At 47.6% G+C, this 14,315-nt stretch carries 15 protein-coding genes; 5 read left to right on the top strand and 10 right to left on the bottom strand.

The genetic code is table 11. The features are described from left to right. Positions 1-44: 44 nt before the first annotated feature. Positions 45-629 carry a hypothetical protein gene (locus tag DESLBE_RS02530; RefSeq protein ID WP_144675008.1) on the top strand — a complete coding sequence of 195 codons (585 nt, stop codon included), beginning with the start codon at positions 45-47 and terminating at the stop codon, positions 627-629. Between the two features lie 17 nt (positions 630-646). Beyond that, positions 647-970: a DUF4878 domain-containing protein gene (locus tag DESLBE_RS02525; protein WP_026198999.1), complete on the top strand. Its 324-nt coding sequence runs from the start codon at positions 647-649 to the stop codon at positions 968-970. Positions 971-991: 21 nt separating this feature from the next. Here the strand turns inward: DESLBE_RS02525 and DESLBE_RS02520 are convergent, their stop codons facing one another. The 7 genes from DESLBE_RS02520 to DESLBE_RS02490 all read right to left on the bottom strand — a co-directional run bounded on the left by DESLBE_RS02520 (position 992) and on the right by DESLBE_RS02490 (position 7,558). Next, complete coding sequence (locus tag DESLBE_RS02520) at positions 992-1,888, bottom strand: YitT family protein (protein WP_172625353.1); 897 nt, start codon at positions 1,886-1,888, stop codon at positions 992-994. Positions 1,889-2,226: 338 nt separating this feature from the next. Then, complete coding sequence (locus DESLBE_RS02515) at positions 2,227-3,549, bottom strand: DUF4349 domain-containing protein (RefSeq protein WP_144675007.1); 1,323 nt, start codon at positions 3,547-3,549, stop codon at positions 2,227-2,229. After that, positions 3,546-4,055: an RNA polymerase sigma factor gene (locus DESLBE_RS02510; protein WP_005816082.1), complete on the bottom strand. Its 510-nt coding sequence runs from the start codon at positions 4,053-4,055 to the stop codon at positions 3,546-3,548. The genes DESLBE_RS02515 and DESLBE_RS02510 overlap by 4 nt, the downstream gene beginning before the upstream one ends. 154 nt (positions 4,056-4,209) lie before the next feature. Then, positions 4,210-5,646 (bottom strand): cardiolipin synthase, encoded by a 1,437-nt coding sequence (gene cls / locus DESLBE_RS02505; protein ID WP_144675006.1) that lies wholly within the window; start codon positions 5,644-5,646, stop codon positions 4,210-4,212. 86 nt (positions 5,647-5,732) lie between these two features. Then, positions 5,733-6,275 carry a chromate transporter gene (locus tag DESLBE_RS02500; RefSeq protein ID WP_018211665.1) on the bottom strand — a complete coding sequence of 181 codons (543 nt, stop codon included), beginning with the start codon at positions 6,273-6,275 and terminating at the stop codon, positions 5,733-5,735. Positions 6,276-6,293: 18 nt separating this feature from the next. After that, complete coding sequence (locus DESLBE_RS02495) at positions 6,294-6,824, bottom strand: chromate transporter (protein WP_011459839.1); 531 nt, start codon at positions 6,822-6,824, stop codon at positions 6,294-6,296. 245 nt (positions 6,825-7,069) lie between these two features. Beyond that, positions 7,070-7,558: a spore coat protein gene (locus DESLBE_RS02490; RefSeq protein WP_144675005.1), complete on the bottom strand. Its 489-nt coding sequence runs from the start codon at positions 7,556-7,558 to the stop codon at positions 7,070-7,072. A 167-nt stretch (positions 7,559-7,725) separates the two neighbouring features. On the opposite strand from DESLBE_RS02490, the gene DESLBE_RS02485 reads away from it, so the two are divergent. Then, on the top strand, positions 7,726-7,932 hold the full coding sequence (locus tag DESLBE_RS02485; protein WP_018211664.1) for a PspC domain-containing protein: 207 nt from the start codon (positions 7,726-7,728) through the stop codon (positions 7,930-7,932). Between the two features lie 151 nt (positions 7,933-8,083). Further along, positions 8,084-8,389 carry a hypothetical protein gene (locus DESLBE_RS02480; protein ID WP_018211663.1) on the top strand — a complete coding sequence of 102 codons (306 nt, stop codon included), beginning with the start codon at positions 8,084-8,086 and terminating at the stop codon, positions 8,387-8,389. A gap of 25 nt (positions 8,390-8,414) precedes the next feature. On the opposite strand, the gene DESLBE_RS02475 is transcribed toward DESLBE_RS02480, so the two are convergent. Then, on the bottom strand, positions 8,415-9,530 hold the full coding sequence (locus DESLBE_RS02475) for a DUF6765 family protein (protein WP_144675004.1): 1,116 nt from the start codon (positions 9,528-9,530) through the stop codon (positions 8,415-8,417). Between the two features lie 86 nt (positions 9,531-9,616). Between DESLBE_RS02475 and DESLBE_RS02470 the strand changes: the two genes are divergently transcribed. After that, positions 9,617-10,537, top strand: coding sequence for a DUF4474 domain-containing protein (locus DESLBE_RS02470; RefSeq protein WP_144675003.1), 921 nt, complete (start codon positions 9,617-9,619; stop codon positions 10,535-10,537). Here the strand turns inward: DESLBE_RS02470 and DESLBE_RS02465 are convergent. After that, on the bottom strand, positions 10,534-12,354 hold the full coding sequence (locus tag DESLBE_RS02465) for an ABC transporter transmembrane domain-containing protein (protein ID WP_144675002.1): 1,821 nt from the start codon (positions 12,352-12,354) through the stop codon (positions 10,534-10,536). The two genes, DESLBE_RS02470 and DESLBE_RS02465, sit on opposite strands and share 4 nt — an antisense overlap. Further along, complete coding sequence (locus DESLBE_RS02460) at positions 12,351-14,138, bottom strand: ABC transporter transmembrane domain-containing protein (RefSeq protein WP_172625352.1); 1,788 nt, start codon at positions 14,136-14,138, stop codon at positions 12,351-12,353. Before DESLBE_RS02460 ends, DESLBE_RS02465 begins: the two co-directional genes overlap by 4 nt. Positions 14,139-14,315 lie beyond the last annotated feature (177 nt).

Below are 14,315 nucleotides of genomic sequence, written 5' to 3'. Positions count from 1 at the left end.
TCAGGCCAAATAAGATGTACTAAAACCTTTCCGGGAGGATTAATGTGAAAAAAATCATCCCTTGGGCAATCCTTATCTTTTTGGTCTGTCTGGTCTTTTATCCTCAGCCAAGCCGGTTCGCAGATACGACGATTCCCAACATGAATCCTCATGTCCTGAATAAAGAAATCAGCCTCCAACTACCTGCCACCACCCAAATTGCGGAGCATTGGCTGGAGGATCGCCAGCAACTGCACTACAGCGCTTATTTAAATGATGAACCGTTGGGATTGCGAGGCTATATTCAATTATGGCAGCTCGATGATCTTGAGTATTATCTTCAGAAAAGCAAGGAAATGAGCACCTTTGATTTCTATACTTACTCTCTTAATGCCACCCATGTCGGGGATTTTAAAGGGATTCTCAATAGTTGGGGAGCCTCCTTCGGACAAGCGGCCAAACTGTCCGGCAAGGAATACTGGCTGTATACACCCCAGCAAAAGGTGTTGAGAATCGCCTTCCTCACCAATGATACTTCTTTTAATGAAGAGCAGTTGAAAGTCATGGGCATTATCCTCTCCTCCCTCAGTTGGCAGGGGGAACCCACGAATGCCCAAACTCTTATTGAAATTACGGGAGAGCATCCCTAAGCTAAGGAGTGGCCATTATGATCAAAAAGACAACAAAAACACTAACCTGGGCAGGGCTCATGCTGGTTATAGGATTCCTTATGATGGGGTGCGGCGCCGCCCCTTCAGCCACTGCCTCCGGTGACCTGACCCCTAAACAGGCTGCCGAGCTTGTTTACCATGACTTAGTCTTTCATAATGTTGGTGTCGAAAAGGTAACAGTAACCCAATGCCTTTTTGAGGATGCCAATACGGCTGTAGTGGATGTGACCTATTCCACCGTTGATGGTAAAAACATCTCACAAAAAGCAACCCTAGTCAAATTAAATGGCCAATGGCAAATAGACGGCCATGAGCATTGAACTGAGCGAGCCCTATTTCCACTATTCCAGGGCGAATCCTTGCCCGACCACCTCTGTGGCTGTCTGCACGATAATAAACGACTGGGGATCTTCCTCCCGGACGATTCGCTTTAAATGGCCCAGCTCAGATATACCGACCACGCAGATAATGACATTTTTTTCTGCTGCAGAATAGCCCCCTTGTCCATGCAGGAAAGTCACTCCCCTTCCCAATTCCTGGAGAATGCGCTGAATCAATTGATCCGATTGATTGGAGATAATGGTTACAGATTTGGCAGGAAGGCCGCTGGATATGACATCCACCGTCTTGCTGAAGGTGAACATGGATACTAAAGTATAGAGGGCCATTTTAGGGCCCAAAATAGCCCAGGAAGCGATAATCACCAAAGCATTGATGACCAGCATCGTCGTGCCCATCGCCCAGCCAAACCGGCGCTGGATAACTTTAGCGATGATATCTGTTCCCCCCAGACTGCCACCTAAACGGAAGACAAAGCCGGAGCCTACCCCTCCCAGGACACCGCCATAAAGTGCGCCCAGAAAGACATCGTTTAATGCCAAAGGCTGAATTCCTTTGAAAAAATCCAAGGCTAAGGAATAGATGATGATGCCAAAAAAGGTTTTAGCGACAAAAATTCGGTTGACTTCTTTCCAACCCAGAACAAACAGAGGAAGATTGAGGACGAAGTTGACAATGCCGATGGGTAAGCCTAAAGTATAGAACAAAAGCAAGGCGATGCCGCCGATACCGCCTCCGCCAAGGCCGGCCTGCACGATAAAACCCTGAACACTATAGGCCACCATGATCGCCCCTAAAGCAATACCGATAAATTTGCCAATCCTCTTGATCACGTCCCACGGTTTCAAGCAAAGTACCTCCCTATTCCACCATAACGCTCCCTCACTGTAAGGTGTCATGTGTTCCTTAGAATAACCCTTTTTGCCTATAATAACACTATATTCCCCCGAAGTTAATAAGGGAAGCGCTATTTCAAGGGTTAGAGCCCATTTTTGTGGGAATAAAAGCAGAAGCCCAGCACCTTAAATCGGCACCGGGTTTCTGCTTTTTCGTAAAACATGGGATATAAAACAGTTGATACTACCACCCATAACCGCTTTGATCCTCCGCCCACTATACTCTATGTCCCTAGCGCCGTAAACGTGACAAGTACCGGTATTATTCCTCCATCCACTACCGTCCTCTCTAAAACAAAAAGCTTACGCACCTATACGTAAGCTCTTTATCTTGATCCATGCTATTTTTGGCGTCTGACTTTCTTAACTGTCTTATACACTCCAAAGAGAACCGCGCCTCCCAGAAGGTAAGGCAAGGCATAAGCGATGCCGACCACAAGGTAGTTGATACCGTTCCAGGTTGAGCTGATGGTTTTCAGAACAGCATCCTGGGCAGCCTGCCAGGTATTGGCCCAGGCAACAGGCCGCCAGGGATCATCCACACTGACGGGGTTGGGGGTGTTCTGAAAACTGATGCTTACTGTGGAATAGGCAACCTGATGATCCCAAAGCTTGACTTGTCCCTGCAATTGTTCGATCTGCATGCGTGTACTGCTTAAATAGCTCTCGATATGCAGGATCTCATCCACAGTTTTGGCCTCTTTAAGAATCTCCAGATAGCGTGTTTCCTGAGCCTGTAAATTCCTCAATTTTGACTGGGTATCATAGTATTCATTGGTAACGTCCAGGGAATTTGTAGAGTTATCCAAAACCTTGCCGTACTCTTCCAGGCGGCCCTTGAAGCCCTCCAGCTGCTGGGAGGGAATCTTAAAGGTGGCGTAAGCAGAACTGTTGTTTTGATAGCTGCTTTCTGACGAATTCACCACATATCCCCCCAGGCTTGTGATCTCCTCAGTAACCCGGACGAGAGCTTGGGAGACATCCTCAACCTGGATGACGGCATTCAGAGTATAGGTGATTTTCTTGGCCAGGTCGTCAGCGGCCGGAGGAGCCTGGGGTTCGGGGATGGGCATAATGGGGGCGTTTTGGGTACTTTGGGCACTTTGGGGACCTTCTCTAAGCGCTCCACTTTCCTCCGCCGCCATATCCGACATAGCACCCATCATAACCTCAGGCGCTCCGCCTGCTCCATAGCTCTCCGGGGCTCTTTTTTGAGCTGATTCTTTGGGGGCTGCCATACTGATATTTTCCCGGCTCCCTGAATCCTGTGGCGCGGTGTTTGCCGAGGAGTTTGACGTAAAGCCTGCCCCAAATCCTTTGGGGAAATCCTTAAGGCTTTCCATGCCAATCCCGATAAAGGCGAACATAACTACCGCCGCCACCGGCAAAGCCAGCTTCCATTGCCATCTCCACCAAAAAGATTTCAGCCTTCTCTGGGCTCTGCCTCCCCATGACTCCTTGGGCAGGAGATCGGGAATGAGAATATTCCGCGGTGATTCACCGACGGCAGCAGCATTCAGCTCCTCCACGCGAATCTTCTCCAGAGTAAGCTGTTTAATCCGTTCTTTTTGCTCTGAATCAGGGCGAGTTTCATGAAAGAAAAGCTTCATCTTCTCTAAATCGCCCTCCTGCTCCCATAAGTTATATGCATCCTTTTTCATCATCGAATTCCCCCTGCATTCTCCAACTCGTAATACTTCCGGAAGCTCTTCTTTGCTCGATACAGGAGACTATCCACAGCTTGCTGGGTTATGCCCAGAATCTGAGCTACTTCGATGGCACTGAATCCTTCAATAAGCCTGAGTTGTATCACTGCCACTTGTTGTTCAGAAAGCTTGGCCAGTGTTTCGCTTACGCTCAGCACGGTCAATAAATGGTCACTATGATCATCTGTCGCCTGGGTAGATTTTATTTCCTCACTTAACGATACTATTTGCATCCCTTTCCCCTTGCGGGTTCGGTAGAAGTCGGCAATATGATGATAAGCGATGCGGAGCGCCCAGGATTTCAGGGTACTTTTCCCCTCAAAATTAGGCAATGCTCGCCAGATTTTAGTAATCACTTCAGCGGTTACATCCTCAACATCACTTTGCGGTACCCGCAAACGTACAAAACGGTAAAGAATAGGAAAAAGCTCTTCATAAATCTCATCAAAGGAGTCCGCTTGCACTATGAGGAAACCTCCTCTCTCTTTCTGATTAATTTAGACGCTAGTAAGTTTGAATATCTGACGATATTCTCTCTTTCTATTCCCCACTAAAAGAAAGAAATCCTGCCTATAAGACAGAATTCCAGCAATGGTCTGTAACAGATGCTGCAGACCACTAGAGCAAAGGTGAAAGAAGACGGGCTAAAGCGATTTGAAAAGACAACAGCGGAGTTCTGCTTTGCAGATCCTGCTGGGTTATCTGCAGGCTGTCCTGAAGATCCTGCTCTTGGTCGCGAACCAGCTTCTCCGCAAAATCAGAACCGAAGATCACCGCACTTAGTTCGAAGTCTATTTGAAAACTCCGTATGTCAAAATTGGCGGAGCCCACCACACCTATCTCTTTATCAACTGTTAATACCTTGCTGTGCAGGATCCCCTTTTGGTAGCGATAGATCTCCACACCCGACGGGATCAAATCGCGGAAATAGGAGGAGGAGGCCAGATAAGGAAGCTTATGATCAGGTTTTCCCTGAAGGATGATTTTAACGGCTACCCCTCTGGAGGCCGCGGTTTTCAGGGCCATGATCATACTTTCATCCGGTATAAAGTAAGGGGTCGTCACCACGATCTCCCTTTGCGCCGTGCTTAACATCGTGAAGAAGAGTTCCTTGATGGATTCATAGTGGGAATCCGGTCCCCCGCCAATAATTTGGACCAGCATTTCCCCATCCTCCCGCTCCTTGGGAAAATAACGAGGGTCCCTATGGATTTCCCCTGTGAGATAATACCAATCATTGAAAAAAGTCTCCTGAATGGTGTGCACACTGGTCCCTTCCAGGCGCAGATGGGTGTCCCGCCAAAATCCGTACTTAGCGCTTCGGGACAAGTATTCATCCCCAATATTGATGCCGCCCAGATAGCCAATCCTGCCGTCAATAACCACCAGTTTGCGATGATTGCGATAGTTCAGGGTCAAGAAGGCCCGGGGAAAACTCAGGGGCAAAAACCATTGCAGCTCGATTCCGGCAGCTTTCAGCTCCCTGAGAAAATTCTTAGCGAGGCTGCGGCTGCCCAGCCCGTCAAACATCAAACGTATCTTTATACCCTCACGGGCTTTGCGGATCAGCAGCTGCTGAACCTGCCTGCCGATGGCGTCGTCATGAAAAATATAATATTCCATATGAATATGGTCCTGAGCTTTTTCTAAATCCTCAAGCAGAGCCGCAAATTTTTCGTCCCCGTTATGGAGGAGGGTAAGGGAATTATTCCGGGATAAAGGCGCAAAAGCCTTCCCTAATAAAAGCCTTGACAGGCCTTTGGCGTCTATGGACTCTTGGATATAGATTTTTTCTTCAGAGAAGGCCTGCTTTTGCTGATGGGCTAAAGCGGGCAATTGCTCCCCGGGCATATGTTTGGACCGGAATAAGCTTTTTTTAATCGGGGTGCAGCCGAAAACCAGGTAGATCAACACCCCCAGCAGAGGATTGAGGGCCAGAAAAGACAGCCAGGCGGCGGTCTTTTCCGGATTCTTCTTTTCTAAGCAAATTATAAGCAGCGCCAGTGAAAGGGCTAAGAGAGCTGAACCGACCATAAGTTTTATCAATTTTATCACCTTGTCCTGACACCGTTTTCTTTCCTTTAGTATGACAATAGTATGACAAAAAAAAGCAGCTTCAATGCGAAGCTGCTTTTTAAAGCTTAATCCTTCTTTCTCCCATAAGCAATATAGCCAAAAATCATCGCACTGATCACGAGGATACCGGGATGAATCCTGGTCATAAATAAGATGGCCAGGGCCACTACCGCAACAGCCCAGGTACTGCGGTATTTTTTCGGGAAAGCCTTTTTGCCCAGATCATAGGCCGACTGGGCAATTAAAACCACCACGACCGGTCTTACAGCGGTGAGCGCAGCATTTAACGCCGGCGTATGGGAGTATCTTATCAATAGATCTCCCAAAATCACAATCACAAATGTGGAAAGGAGGGTTCCCAAAAGTCCTGCCAAAGCACCGGGCCAGCCGGCAACCTTATATCCCATATAGCTTGCCAGCTTGGTGGCAATAGGACCCGGCAAGGAGTTGCCAATGGCCAGGGCATCGGCGAATTCCTCATCGGTCAGCCATTTATAGCGGGTAACCGCCTCCCGCTGAATTAAGGGGATCATGGCCGGACCTCCGCCAAAACCTAAATTGGTGGCACGGGCACAGCCAATAAACACTTCCCATAACTTTTTTATCATGTCATCACCTCAATATCCTTACTGAAAGACCAAAAGTCCAAAGACCATGGATAGGATAATTACAATTCCCGGGTGCAGCTTCAACTTATAAAGGCAGATCATGGCCGCACCGGCTATGACCCAGCTCCACATGCTTGGAAAGGCGCTTAAGCCCATATCGAAAGCTGTCTTGGCCACCAGAACCGCCACCAGAGGGCGAACCCCGGTTAAGGCCCCTTTAAGTACAGGAGAATTATTATGCTTCATCAAAAAGCCTGTTAAAGCAATGACCAGAATAGAGGTAAGAGCCAAGGTGCCCAGCAAGGCTGCCAATACTCCCGGCCATCCCGCCACATGGTAACCTACATACCCGGATAAAAGGGCGGCGATAGGGCCTGGCAAGGAAGTTGCAATAGCCAAACCTTCCGAGAACTGCTCCAAGGTCATCCAACCATGATTGATCACTTCTGCCTGAATCAGCGGAATGATGGCCGGACCACCACCAAAGGCCAAATTGCTGGCGCGGAAAAACGCCAGAAAGATATCCAGTAGTTGTTCCAACGATTTCATCTCCTCATCCTGAAAACCTTTCACATGGTTATCATTATAACAAAGTCCCACTCAATTGAGAACATGAAAAAGAAAAAAGGACTGTTGTACAAATGAACCCTAAAGTTCCTTGATACAACAGCCTCTTCCGGGCATCTTATCCGGTTTTGACCTTATCTTTTCATTACTTTTCCGTTACTTTCAGCTCAAATATACTCATTGCAGGCCTCTGCAATCCCCATGTTTAAAAGGTTTTTGACAAAACCTTACTGGACAGGGTACATGCCGTGGGAATGCATATAGTTAAAGATTTCTTCACCATGTTCCTGCTCTTCTTTTTGAATATGATTGAGAATTTGTCTGAGATTGGTGTCCTGGAATTCAAAAATTGAAGTATCATAGGTTCCTGAGACATATTTTTCAGTGGCCAGCATATCGCTGAGCATATTAAAATCCTTTTGGCTGTAGCTATTGCTCCCTTGAGACTGCATTCCCTGGGCTTGCTGTCCTTGAGCCTGTTGTCCCTGACCTTGCTGCCCCTGGCCTTGATTCATGAACGGAACCTGACCGGTCATGATCTGGCTGATGGTATTATAATGCTGCTGTTCACGGGAAGCAAGGTTCTGGAACATTTGACTGAGATTTGCACATTCGGCTTCCTTGGCATATTTACTATATTTTTCGACACATAATTCTTCGTGACCTTTTAAGTCTTTGAGAAGCATTTGCTCCTTTTGACTGAGTTGAACTTGCATGAAGACACCTCCCTAAAATCTTAACCCTAGTGTTGACCAATAGGTAAAAACTATGTATTTCCCGGGGAATTATTTAGATTGAAGGTTTTATACCGAAACTTTTCTCCTGCTCCCACGTACTTTAGAGTGAAGAAACAAAATTATGGACTACGGGAGGGGATATTAATATGGAAAAGCGCCTTTACCGCTCAGGAAGGGAAAAGATGTTGGCCGGGGTTTGCGGTGGTTTGGGTGAGTATTTTGATGTGGACCCGACCCTGATCAGGCTGGCGGTTGTTATTGCCATCTTTGGTGCCGGCATGGGGTTCTTCGCCTACCTGATCGCCTGGATTGTTATTCCCAAGAATCCCGATCATAAATACTTAAACCCATGATTTGGTTTCGAATGCCCTCTTGATGCAAACATTCAAGAGGGCATTTCTTTTTGGCAAACTCCATCTGAAGTTAAGAATCACTTTGCTGCAAATGGGTTAAATTAAGGATGCGATCTTAAAGTTAAGGAATAGTTGAATCGGGAGGAATACGATGTACAGAATGTCGGAGGAACAACAACAAAAAGTCTTTACCAATTTTAAGAAAGTCATCGATAAACAAAACGCCGGACTTATCAATAAAGATTTATACTATCATCTCAACCTGAATTGCAACTTTGTGGCTCATTTTAATCTGCAGGGATTTCGCGAAGCTTATTCCGGTGAAAACTTCCGGGAATTCGTGGATTACTTCAATCCCGCCTCCCCCTCCAGCCAGTGGCTGGAAGCACCTGAGATCAGTGCCGATTTTATTCCCCTCAATCAGGCCATGGTGGACTACGCATCCCAAAACCATTGAGTCATTAAATACACCGGCTCAAGGATTACTTGGGGAAAAACAATTGGTGTTCATAGCAATAATGCTGAAATTTTTTCTTATACCATTTAACAGCGAGGATAAAATGATACCAAGAGGTTTCTTCAAAATTGCCGGCACATAGAGCACCCTCTACCCGCCGGTTATGAAATCTCCTGGCGTCATAATTGACAAAAGCCTGCTTCAGCCAGGTGTCATCCTTGTAAGTCCATAAGTCTTTGTCATTCTTGGCAAACAAACCAAGTCTGACCATGAGCTGCTGCCAATTCTTGATCCGGGCTTGATCATGTCCATTAAATATAAGCCCTTCCCAAAGCAGATCAAAAGCAGTGAACTCTATACCTTGATCCCGATGGTGCGGATATAGGGTTAAATAGTGTTCAAGCTGCTCCTTAAGCTTGCGAAATGCTCTTTGATATCTTTCCCGATTATCCACCTCCACTCGTTGGCGGGCTCCTCTGAAATCATCGCTGTGATCGTATTCATAGGACCATACCAGATAAGGAAGATCGGGAAAATCCAGAGCCTGGACATGACCATAGGCAGGCAAGACTTTATCAAAATACTTTTCGAATTTCTCCCCACCTAAATTCTTGAGAAAACCTGAGAAAGGTTCAATAAGTTGCCAAGAACGTACGGTCTTAACATGACAATTATTAATGGCATTGACTTTACTTAACATCCCGCTGAACCCCTGATGAGCAAAGGTATCGGCATAGGAATGCAAAACCATGCCAAACCTGATCAGATTATCTTCTTGAAAGGCTTCCGTGAGTATGTCAAGAATAACGGGGGACTCTTCTTTACAGCGCAGTTTTTTGGTAAATCCCTGCCCCTCGCAGCCCGGTACAAAGTGAAAAGCGGTGGTATTATTCACCATAGCCTCATAATTAAAGGTGGCAATACGAAAATAGGCGTGACAAGTGGCGATATTAAAGAAAGCCGGTGTGTTCTCCACCCAATCCAGCCCTTCCTTTGGGGTCATATTGTGGAGAAAAATCAAGTTGATTTTGGCATCATCAACAAATTGTGAAGCATAGGCAAGCTGATGTGCGCTTTTTTTCTTAAAGCCGCAGGCTCTGCTCAAGGCCAAAAGAGCATAAAAATGAGCATCCTTTTTCAATTAATCCCCCTCCGATACCATTTATTGAGTCATTTATGCACCATTCTATGCCTGAACTCAATAGTATGTACTGGAGGGGGATTTGCATGACGGATTTACAGGTTTTGTCTCCGGGGACGGGAGATAGAGAATTAGATAAGGTTTTGTCTCCGGGGACGGGAGATAGAGAATTAGATAAGGCTCTGGCCGTCGCCGGCTACGCTTATGATGAAAGCCAGGATATTTTCATATCCACTATGGACCCCTGGCAAAGAAGTATTGGCTATTGCCGGCTTTACGACGAAGCGGCCGCCCCCCTGGGCATGATCCTTGACTGTGAGCCGATCTACTTTGTTTACAACAATAAAAAGTGGATGATTGGTCTTTGGAAAGGTCAATACGATCTGGTAACCGGGGGAGAAGTCGGAGTCTACACCAACGGTGTCGATGTGGACCTGCCCAAAATTTTTTCAGGCATCTATTATCAGTCGGCAAGCAATAAGGATTGCCTCCAGATGGCCTTCACCCTCAAGAAAGGAAAGCGGATTCTTTTTACCAGGGAAGGACGGCATTGGTGGCTGACGGGCTTTGTTTTGGGTGAGTTTTCCGAACCCTCTGAGCTCATTATGGAGATTAAGATCACCCTGGAATCTGCCGGGATGCGGGATGCCTTTTTAGAGGGTATGAAAAAAACGGGGTATTCAGAAAAGGAGGTCAGGGTACTTGGCAATACAGTATCCTTTACCTTTAATCAACCCCGTTCTGCTCAGCCCCTGACCCGTATACCAAAGATCGAGGGGATTATCCAACGCAAAAATGAACTGCTCTGCCAAAGTTATCAGCAGATCACGGAACCCTATGGGACCTTCCCGGAAAAGCTTCAGGCCATCAAAGAAGAACTTCCGGGCATGCATCGGCTGATCATGAATATGGGTAAGAGCAAGCAAGTGTTTGAGCTCATTGTGCTGCTTACCCTGTTGGGAGCAGCTATCCTCACGCGGTATGCCTACTCGCAGCCTGAGGATTAATAACCTTGGCCTGCCCCTTGTTGGAGCAGGAACATTTTGTAATACAGGCCTTTTTGAGCGAGGAGTTCGTTATGATTGCCTCGCTCGACTATTTGTCCCTGATGCAAAACAAGGATAAGATCGGCATCCTGTATGGTGGAAAGCCGGTGAGCAATAGCGATGGTACTGCGCCCCTGGCGCATTTTGTTTAAGGCGGTTTGAATAGCCTCCTCTGTCTCTGTATCCACACTGGCAGTGGCTTCATCGAGAATAAGAATCTTAGGTTCGCCGGCAATGGTGCGGGCAAAGCAGATCAGCTGCCGCTGGCCACTGGAGAGTGTGGAGCCCCTTTCACTGACAGGTTCCTGATACCCCTGCCCCAGCTTGGTAATGAATTGATCAGCCTCCACAAATTCTGCCGCCGCCTCCACCTCTCCTTCCTTAACCTGGGGCCGGTTGAGAGCAATATTACCGGCTATATCTCCGACAAAGAGGAAAGGGTCCTGGGCAACCAGCCCGATCTGAGTGCGCAGCTCCTCCTGGGAAAAGTCATGCAAGGATAGGCCGTCAATCAGGATGTCTCCTTGATTAACCGGATAAAACTTCATTAAGAGATTGGAAATCGTGCTTTTCCCGCTGCCGGTATGACCGACTAAAGCTACCGTCTCCCCAGGGTGAACCGTAAAGGAAATATTTTTCAAGACTTCAGTGACACCATCATAGGAAAAGCTGACATTGCGAAATTCAATCTCGCCTTTTTCGATACCAGGAGCAGGAGGATCACCGGCTTCCTGAACAGCATTCAAACCAAGGGCGGTGGTGGTCCGCCCGTCATCCAGCACTTCAAAGACCCTTTCCGCAGCGATAATCGCCTGCTGAAGCTGGGAAAGGCGCATTAAGATCATATTCACCGGGTCGATAAAACGATCCAGATAATTGATAAAGGCATAGAGCACTCCCACTTCCACCGGACCAATGATGGATTCCAGACCAAAGAAACCCAGGACCAGAATCAGCGCGAAGGTGTAGAGCAGATCCACGGCCGGACGCATCAGGGTGCTTTCCAGTTTAATATTGGCAATGGCCGCACCGTAATACTTCTCGTTAATACCGGCAAATTTCTTTTGAAAGGTTTCTTCCTGCCTCATGATTTGAATGATATTCATGCCTTGGATGGACTCATTGAGTATAGCATTCAACCTGCCCAGCTCCGCCCGGGAGATCCTGTATATCTTGGAGCTGATCCTGCGGTAGATTTGCATCAAAACAACGATGATGGGGAGCAGCACCAGGCAGAAGGCCGCTAACCGCACATCCAGGCTGAACATGGCAATAAATATGCCCAGCAGAAAGACAATGTTCTGAACATAGGTTGAGAGCACGCCGATATAAAGTTCCTTAATCGCCTCCGTATCATTGGTGACCCTGGAGACTAAAGCTCCCGCCGGAGTCCGGTCAAAGACACTCATGGCCAAATACTGAACCTTAGTGAAAATATCCACCCTGATTTGTTGAATAACCAGCAAAGCGATTTTATTGAAACGAACCAATTGGTGATATTGAAGGAAAGAAGCCAAGATGACCAGCAGCAGATACCCGCCGCCCAGGATTGTTAAAGCCAGGGGTTCCAGACGTCCAGGGGTCAGGTAATCATCCAAAAAGATCTTGATCAGTACAGGTCCGGCTACATCGGCCGCGGTACCCGCAACGAGCAAGGCAAAGGCAAAAACCAGAGGTTTAAGATGGGGTTTTAAATAGGCAAGGAGCCTGAGGATGGTCCCGCCCTGTCCGCTGAGACCGGCTTTATGTTCCAACTCTTCGGAGATAAGGGTGCTCATGCCAGTCCGCCTCCCTCTTCGATCAAACTTTCCAGTTGCTGAGCCTGATAGGTTTCAGCATACCAGCCCTGATGCTCCATTAATTCGGCATGGCTGCCCCGCTCTATTATTTCTCCATTCTGAAGGACCAAAATCAAATCAGCATGCTCAACTGCACTGAGGCGGTGGGCCGAGATCAAGGTGGTTTTCTGACTGCGGTTGCCCTTAAGCTCCAGGAGGATTTGTTTTTCCGTCTTGGCATCCACAGCCGATAAAGAATCATCAAGAATCAATATTTTAGGATCAAGCAGCAGGGCCCGGGCAATGGAAATCCGCTGTTTTTGCCCTCCTGATAAGGTGACTCCCCGATCCCCGACCAGGGTCCCATAGCGCCCTTCAAACCGCTGGATATCTTCATGAATACAAGCTGTTTTAGCAGCCTTCTCAATTTCCGAGAGCTGGGCCCGGGGTTTCCCCAAAGCAATATTTTCGGCCAGGGTGGTGGAAAAAAGAAAGTGTTCCTGGGGGACATAACCAAAGATTCCCCGCAAGCTATCTAAAGGGATCTCTTCAATAGAGACACCGCCAATACGAATTTCTCCTGTCATTCCCGCAAACTCACGGAGGAGGACCCGGAAAAGGGTGGTTTTGCCGCTGCCGGTCTTGCCCACGATGCCCAGGGTCTGCCCTTCTTTAAGGGTGAAATGGATCTTCTTCAGCTCGGGCTTGGTCTGACCGGGATAGGTAAATTGCTCAAGAGTGCAGTAAATATCCCCCTTAACACTTTGTCTAAGCTCTGCCCTGCTTCCTGCAGGGGCTCCCTGCAGGGAAACCTGATCCTGAACTTCGGACTTCACCTCAAGCAAAGCCTGCACGCGATCATAGGAAGCTCTGCCCCGTTCCATAATATTGAACAGCCAGCCAAAGGCCAGCATCGGCCAAATAAACTGTCCCAGATAAAGGGTGAACTGAGTAAGCTGGCCCAGAGTCAGCCGGAGATGGATCACTTCATAAGCGCCAAAGGAGATGGCCAGAAAAAAGGATAGTCCCACAATCAGCATAATCGACGGATCATAGAGGGAATCGACCACAGCCACCGCCTGATTCTTTTTGACCACATCATCGGACAACTTGCGGAAGGACTCAATCTCCACTTCCTCCTGACCAAAGGCTTTCACGACACGTACTCCGGAGATATTTTCCTGAACCTTATCATTAAGATCGCTGAAAGCCTCCTGAGCCTTGAAGAAACGCTCATGAAGCAATGTGCCGTAATAACTGGAGACCCAGGCCATAATCGGCATAGGCAACAAAGTAATAAGGGTCAATTTCCAGCTCAGAAAGGCTGCCATGGAGAAAACGACAAAACCGCCCGTGACCAGGGAATCCACCAAGGTAAGTACCCCCATCCCGGCAGTGGTTTCAATGGCTTGAATATCATTGGTAGCATGGGCCATCAAATCCCCGGTCCGGTACTTTTGATAAAAGCTGGGTGACATACGGGTAAAATGCTTAAAAAGCTGTTGGCGCAGCAACCGGCTTAAGCGGGCCGCCGCTCCGAAAATCAGGATACGCCAGCTGTAGCGAAGGATGTAGGATAAAATACCCAGGCCGCAGAGGATCAAGAGCCAAGGCCAAAGGATTTCCGGGGTTAAGGTCCGGTTGGTTACTCCATCCACGACCCTGCCGACAATATAGGGCGGGCAAAGATTGATGGCTGCCAGGACGATGAGCAGCATAATTCCGGTAATATAACTCAATTTTTCCTTCTTAAAAAACCACATCAAATCTATAAATAAACGCATAGGCCACCCCATTCGAAAACATAATAGCATAGTTTGGAAATAAGTCCTACAGATTAATGCATATAAAAACACCTGCCGTCCATAAGCAGGTGTTTTTCCATTGTTCGCGTGCACTTAAAAAAGTGCGTCTCAATGTCAGCTCGTGTCTCAGTTTACTCTCCGGGGAGAATTTTGTCA

This window comes from Desulfitobacterium sp. LBE (assembly GCF_007830365.1).
Lineage (GTDB): Bacteria > Bacillota > Desulfitobacteriia > Desulfitobacteriales > Desulfitobacteriaceae > Desulfitobacterium > Desulfitobacterium hafniense.
Note: the sequence above shows the minus strand (reverse complement) of the source record. Positions and strands in the feature narration are given on the sequence as shown.